This window comes from Agromyces binzhouensis, assembly GCF_004135055.1.
Lineage (GTDB): Bacteria > Actinomycetota > Actinomycetes > Actinomycetales > Microbacteriaceae > Agromyces > Agromyces binzhouensis.
In genome coordinates this window covers 1-4507 of sequence record NZ_SDPL01000253.1, presented here as the reverse complement: position 1 = coordinate 4507, position 4507 = coordinate 1, and the positions used below count along the sequence as shown (strand labels likewise).

At 69.9% G+C, this 4507-nt stretch carries 6 protein-coding genes; all 6 read left to right on the top strand.

Translation table 11 applies throughout. The features are described from left to right. Window positions 1–248: CinA family protein (locus ESO86_RS11945; RefSeq protein WP_165307729.1), on the top strand; the 248-nt coding region annotated here is incomplete at its 5' end. Between the two features lie 164 nt (window positions 249–412). Continuing rightward, window positions 413–727 carry a helix-turn-helix domain-containing protein gene (locus ESO86_RS11940; protein WP_129235233.1) on the top strand — a complete coding sequence of 105 codons (315 nt, stop codon included), beginning with the start codon at window positions 413–415 and terminating at the stop codon, window positions 725–727. Window positions 728–791: 64 nt separating this feature from the next. Further along, the gene (locus ESO86_RS11935) at window positions 792–1028 is read left to right on the top strand and encodes a DUF3046 domain-containing protein (RefSeq protein ID WP_129235232.1); all 237 of its coding nucleotides are present in this window, start codon (window positions 792–794) and stop codon (window positions 1026–1028) included. 267 nt (window positions 1029–1295) lie between these two features. Beyond that, a complete protein-coding gene (gene recA / locus ESO86_RS11930; RefSeq protein WP_129235231.1) occupies window positions 1296–2363 on the top strand; it encodes a recombinase RecA in 1068 nt (355 codons plus the stop codon). Between the two features lie 13 nt (window positions 2364–2376). Then, window positions 2377–2997, top strand: coding sequence for a regulatory protein RecX (locus ESO86_RS11925; protein ID WP_129235230.1), 621 nt, complete (start codon window positions 2377–2379; stop codon window positions 2995–2997). A gap of 43 nt (window positions 2998–3040) precedes the next feature. After that, window positions 3041–4507 (top strand): tRNA (N6-isopentenyl adenosine(37)-C2)-methylthiotransferase MiaB (gene miaB / locus ESO86_RS11920; RefSeq protein WP_242492338.1); only part of this gene is annotated, 1467 nt, incomplete at its 3' end.

The following is a 4507-nucleotide window of genomic DNA, read 5'->3' as shown; positions in this document are numbered from 1 at the left end:
TTTGCGCCGTCGGCGGTCGGCCCGCCGACCTCGGACTCGCCACGACCGGCGTCGCGGGGCCCGACCCTCAGGGAGGCCACCCGCCCGGACTGGTGTACATCGGGGTCGCGTCGTCGCGCGGCACGCGTGCCGTGGAGCTCCGCGTGAAGGGTGATCGGGCCGCGGTGCGGCGATCAGCGGTCGCGCGGGCGGTCGGGGAGGCGCTCGCCGAACTCGACGCGCTGGACTCGGCATCCGTCGCGCACTGAGCCCGCGGCCGGGAATACGCCGTATGAAGACCCTGTTACAGGTGTCGGGTTCAGAGCAAAACACCAGTGACCACGGGTAGGCTCGGTGAACGGGAAGAGGCGCTAGACTGACCTCCCCGTACCGGCCCCGGTCGGGGGTCGCAGGTGAGACGAGGGAGGTTCCGATGGTTCTGGTTCGACAGGAGATCGGCGACGTGCTGAGGGACTTCCGCCTGCAGAAGGGCCGGACCCTCCGCCAGGTCGCCAGCAAGGCGAGCGTCGCGCTCGGCTACCTCAGCGAGGTGGAGCGCGGCCAGAAGGAGGCCTCGAGCGAGATCCTCGCGTCCGTCGCGGACGCGCTCGACACTCCCATCTCCGTGATCATGCACGAGGTCGGCGACCGCATCGCGGTGCTCGAGGGGCTCAATGCCCCGTCGGTGCCCGACAGCCTCCCCGACGAGCTGGTGGCGGAGTTCGACGCGGACATGATGGTCCGCTGATCCACAGATCCACTCGAACGGCCGGTCCTGGTGACCGGCCGTTCGCGCGTCCGGAGGTCCATCGGTGAAACGCAGCGAGTTCGCGCTGGCGGTCGAGCAGGAGTTCGGCCCGGGGTACGGGGACGTCGTCGTGAACGACGTCGTGCTCGTCGAGCTCGGCAACCGCACCGCGCGCGAGGCGCTGGCCGCGGGCGCGGCTCCGCGCGACGTCTGGTTCGCCCTCTGCGAGGCGACGGATGTCCCGGAGGCGCGTCGCCACGGCGTCGGTCGTCCGGACCCGGGCGAGCGGGCCTCGCGATAGGCGGCTGAAGCGCCCGAAGACGCGTTCGACACGCCGGGGCGCGCATCGAACATGCGTTCGGATGCTGCGTTAGGCTCCTCAACAGCAGGAGGGATGACGCAGCCATCCACAGCCGAGCGCTCTCGGGCGACGGATGTCGGTGGCCGACCATACGGTCGGAGGCGTCGGAACACACCGCAACCGCCTTGTCGCGAGACGTGCCGGGTCACGGCCTGGCACGCGGAACGACAGCCTAGAGGCAGCCGTCACCACCACGAAGGAGCACCGATGCCATCACCTGCAGACCGCGAGAAGGCCCTCGAGACCGCGCTCGCCCAGATCGACCGCCAGTTCGGCAAGGGATCGGTGATGCGCCTCGGCAGTGAGGAGCGCGCACCGGTCGAGGTCATCCCCACCGGTTCCATCGCACTCGATGTCGCGCTCGGCGTCGGCGGCCTGCCGCGCGGCCGCATCATCGAGATCTACGGGCCGGAGTCCTCCGGCAAGACGACCCTGACGCTCCACGCGATCGCGAACGTGCAGCGCGCGGGCGGCATCGCGGCGTTCATCGACGCGGAGCACGCACTCGACCCCGACTACGCGAAGAAGCTCGGCGTCGACATCGACTCGCTGCTCGTCTCGCAGCCCGACACGGGTGAGCAGGCGCTCGAGATCGCCGACATGCTGATCCGCTCGGGTTCGATCGACCTCGTCGTCATCGACTCGGTGGCGGCGCTCGTGCCTCGGGCCGAGATCGAGGGCGAGATGGGCGACTCGCACGTCGGTCTCCAGGCACGACTCATGTCGCAGGCCCTGCGCAAGCTCACCGGTGGGCTCAACCAGACCAAGACGACGGCGATCTTCATCAACCAGCTCCGCGAGAAGATCGGCGTGTTCTTCGGCAGCCCCGAGACCACTGCGGGTGGCAAGGCTCTGAAGTTCTACGCATCGGTGCGGCTCGACATCCGTCGCATCGAGACGCTGAAGGACGGCTCCGACGCGGTCGGCAACCGCACGCGCGTGAAGGTCGTGAAGAACAAGATGGCCCCGCCGTTCAAGCAGGCCGAGTTCGACATCCTCTACGGCGTGGGCATCTCGCGCGAGGGCAGCCTCATCGATTACGGCGTCGACCAGGGCATCGTGAAGAAGTCCGGCGCCTGGTACACGTACGACGGCGACCAGCTGGGCCAGGGCAAGGAGAACGCCCGCAACTTCCTCCTGCAGAACCCCGACATCGCCGCCGACATCGAGAAGAAGATCCTCGCGAAGCTCGGCATCGGCCAGGCCGCCGGTGCCCCGGCAGCTGCGGCGCCGGCGAACGTCGAGTCGATCGCGTCGAAGCGCAAGGGCGCCTGAGCGGGCGGATCCGATGACGGAGCAGGGGAACGAGCGACTCGCACCGGTCACCTACCTGCCATGGGCGGCGCCGTCGGAGGGATCCGAGGGTGCCGCCCACGGCGTGGCCGAGCGACCGCGTCCCCCGGCGGACGAGGGCGACGGAGTCGACGAGACGGGCCTGGAGCGGGACGACCGCATCGACCGGCTGATCGTCTCGCGCCTTCGGCGTTCCTCGCTGTCGGTGTCGGAGGTGCGCGCGATCCTCATCGAGCACGGGCTCGATGAGGGCGAGGTCGAGGAGTGGATCGAGCGGTACGCGCGGCTCGGCTACCTCGACGACCGCCGGCTCGCCGAGCAGTTGGTGCACAGCCACGGTGTCCGGCGAGGGCGGGGGAGCGGCGCGGTGCTGCACGAGCTCGGCCGCCGGGGCATCGAGGACGAGCTCGCCCGCGAGGCGATCGACACGCTCGATCCCGACGTGGAGTTCGAGCATGCGCTCCTCATCGCCGAGCGCCGGGCGCGACAGCTGGGCGGGCTCGATCGCCGGGTCGCCGAGCGTCGGCTGTCCGCATTCCTCATGCGGCGCGGCTACGGCAGCGACCTCGTCCGGCGCGCGGTCGCCGCCGCACTCGACGGCGACGACGCCGAATGACGGATCGTAGACTGGTGCGATCATGAGCACCATTCACGAGGCGATGCCCGCGACCGCGGAGCCCGTCGCCGCCGATTCGGACGCGCCCCGCACCTACGAGGTCCGCACCTTCGGGTGCCAGATGAACGTCCACGATTCGGAGCGACTCAGCGGTTCCCTCGAGGCCGCCGGGTACGTGCCCGCCGACGGCGCGGAGCCCGATGTCGTCGTGATCAACACGTGCGCGGTGCGCGAGAACGCCGACAACAAGCTCTACGGCAACCTCGGCCACCTCGCCGGCGTGAAGCGCCGCCACGCGGGCATGCAGATCGCGGTCGGCGGCTGCCTCGCACAGAAGGACAAGAACGTCATCCTCGAGAAGGCCCCGTGGGTCGACGTCGTCTTCGGCACGCACAACATGGGGTCGCTGCCGAGCCTGCTCGAACGCGCTCGTCACAACGACGAGGCCCAGCTCGAGATCCTCGATGCGCTCGAGGTCTTCCCCTCGACCCTCCCGACGAAGCGAGACTCGACCTACTCCGGCTGGGTGTCCATCTCGGTCGGGTGCAACAACACCTGCACGTTCTGCATCGTGCCCGCGCTCCGCGGCAAGGAGAAGGACCGCCGGCCGGGCGAGATCCTCGCCGAGGTGCAGGCGCTGGTCGACGACGGGGCAATCGAGGTGACCCTCCTCGGCCAGAACGTGAACTCCTACGGAGTCGAGTTCGGCGACCGCCAGGCGTTCGGCAAGCTGCTGCGCGCGGCAGGCGAGGTCGACGGGCTCGAGCGCATCCGCTTCACGAGCCCGCACCCCGCCGCGTTCACCGACGACGTCATCGACGCGATGGCCGAGACGCCGAACGTGATGCCCCAGCTGCACATGCCGCTCCAGTCCGGCTCCGATCGCATCCTCAAGGCCATGCGCCGCTCCTACCGCTCGGAGAAGTTCCTCGGCATCCTCGATCGCGTGCGCGCGAAGATCCCGAACGCCGCGATCTCGACCGACATCATCGTCGGGTTCCCCGGCGAGACCGAGGAGGACTTCCAGGAGACCCTCCGCGTCGTCGAGGCCGCACGCTTCGCCTCGGCGTTCACGTTCCAGTACTCCATCCGGCCCGGGACGCCCGCGGCGACCATGGAGGACCAGGTGCCGAAGGAGGTCGTGCAGGAGCGCTACGAGCGCCTCATCGCCCTGCAGGAGCGCATCTCATGGGAGGAGAACCGGAAGCTCGTCGGCACCGCCGTCGAGGTGCTGGTCTCGACCGGCGAGGGCAAGAAGGACTCCGAGACCCACCGCATGAGCGGGCGCGCGGAGGACAGCCGCCTCGTGCACTTCGAGGTGCCCGCGGGGTCCGACCTCCCGCGACCCGGCGACGTCGTCTCGGTCGAGATCACCCAGGCCGCGCCGTTCCACCTGCTCGCCGACTCGATCGACGGAGCGCCGCTGCGCATCCGGCGGACGCGCGCGGGCGACGCGTGGGACCGGGCGCAGGCCGAGAGCCCTCGAAGCCGGGCGTCCTCGCCTACGCCC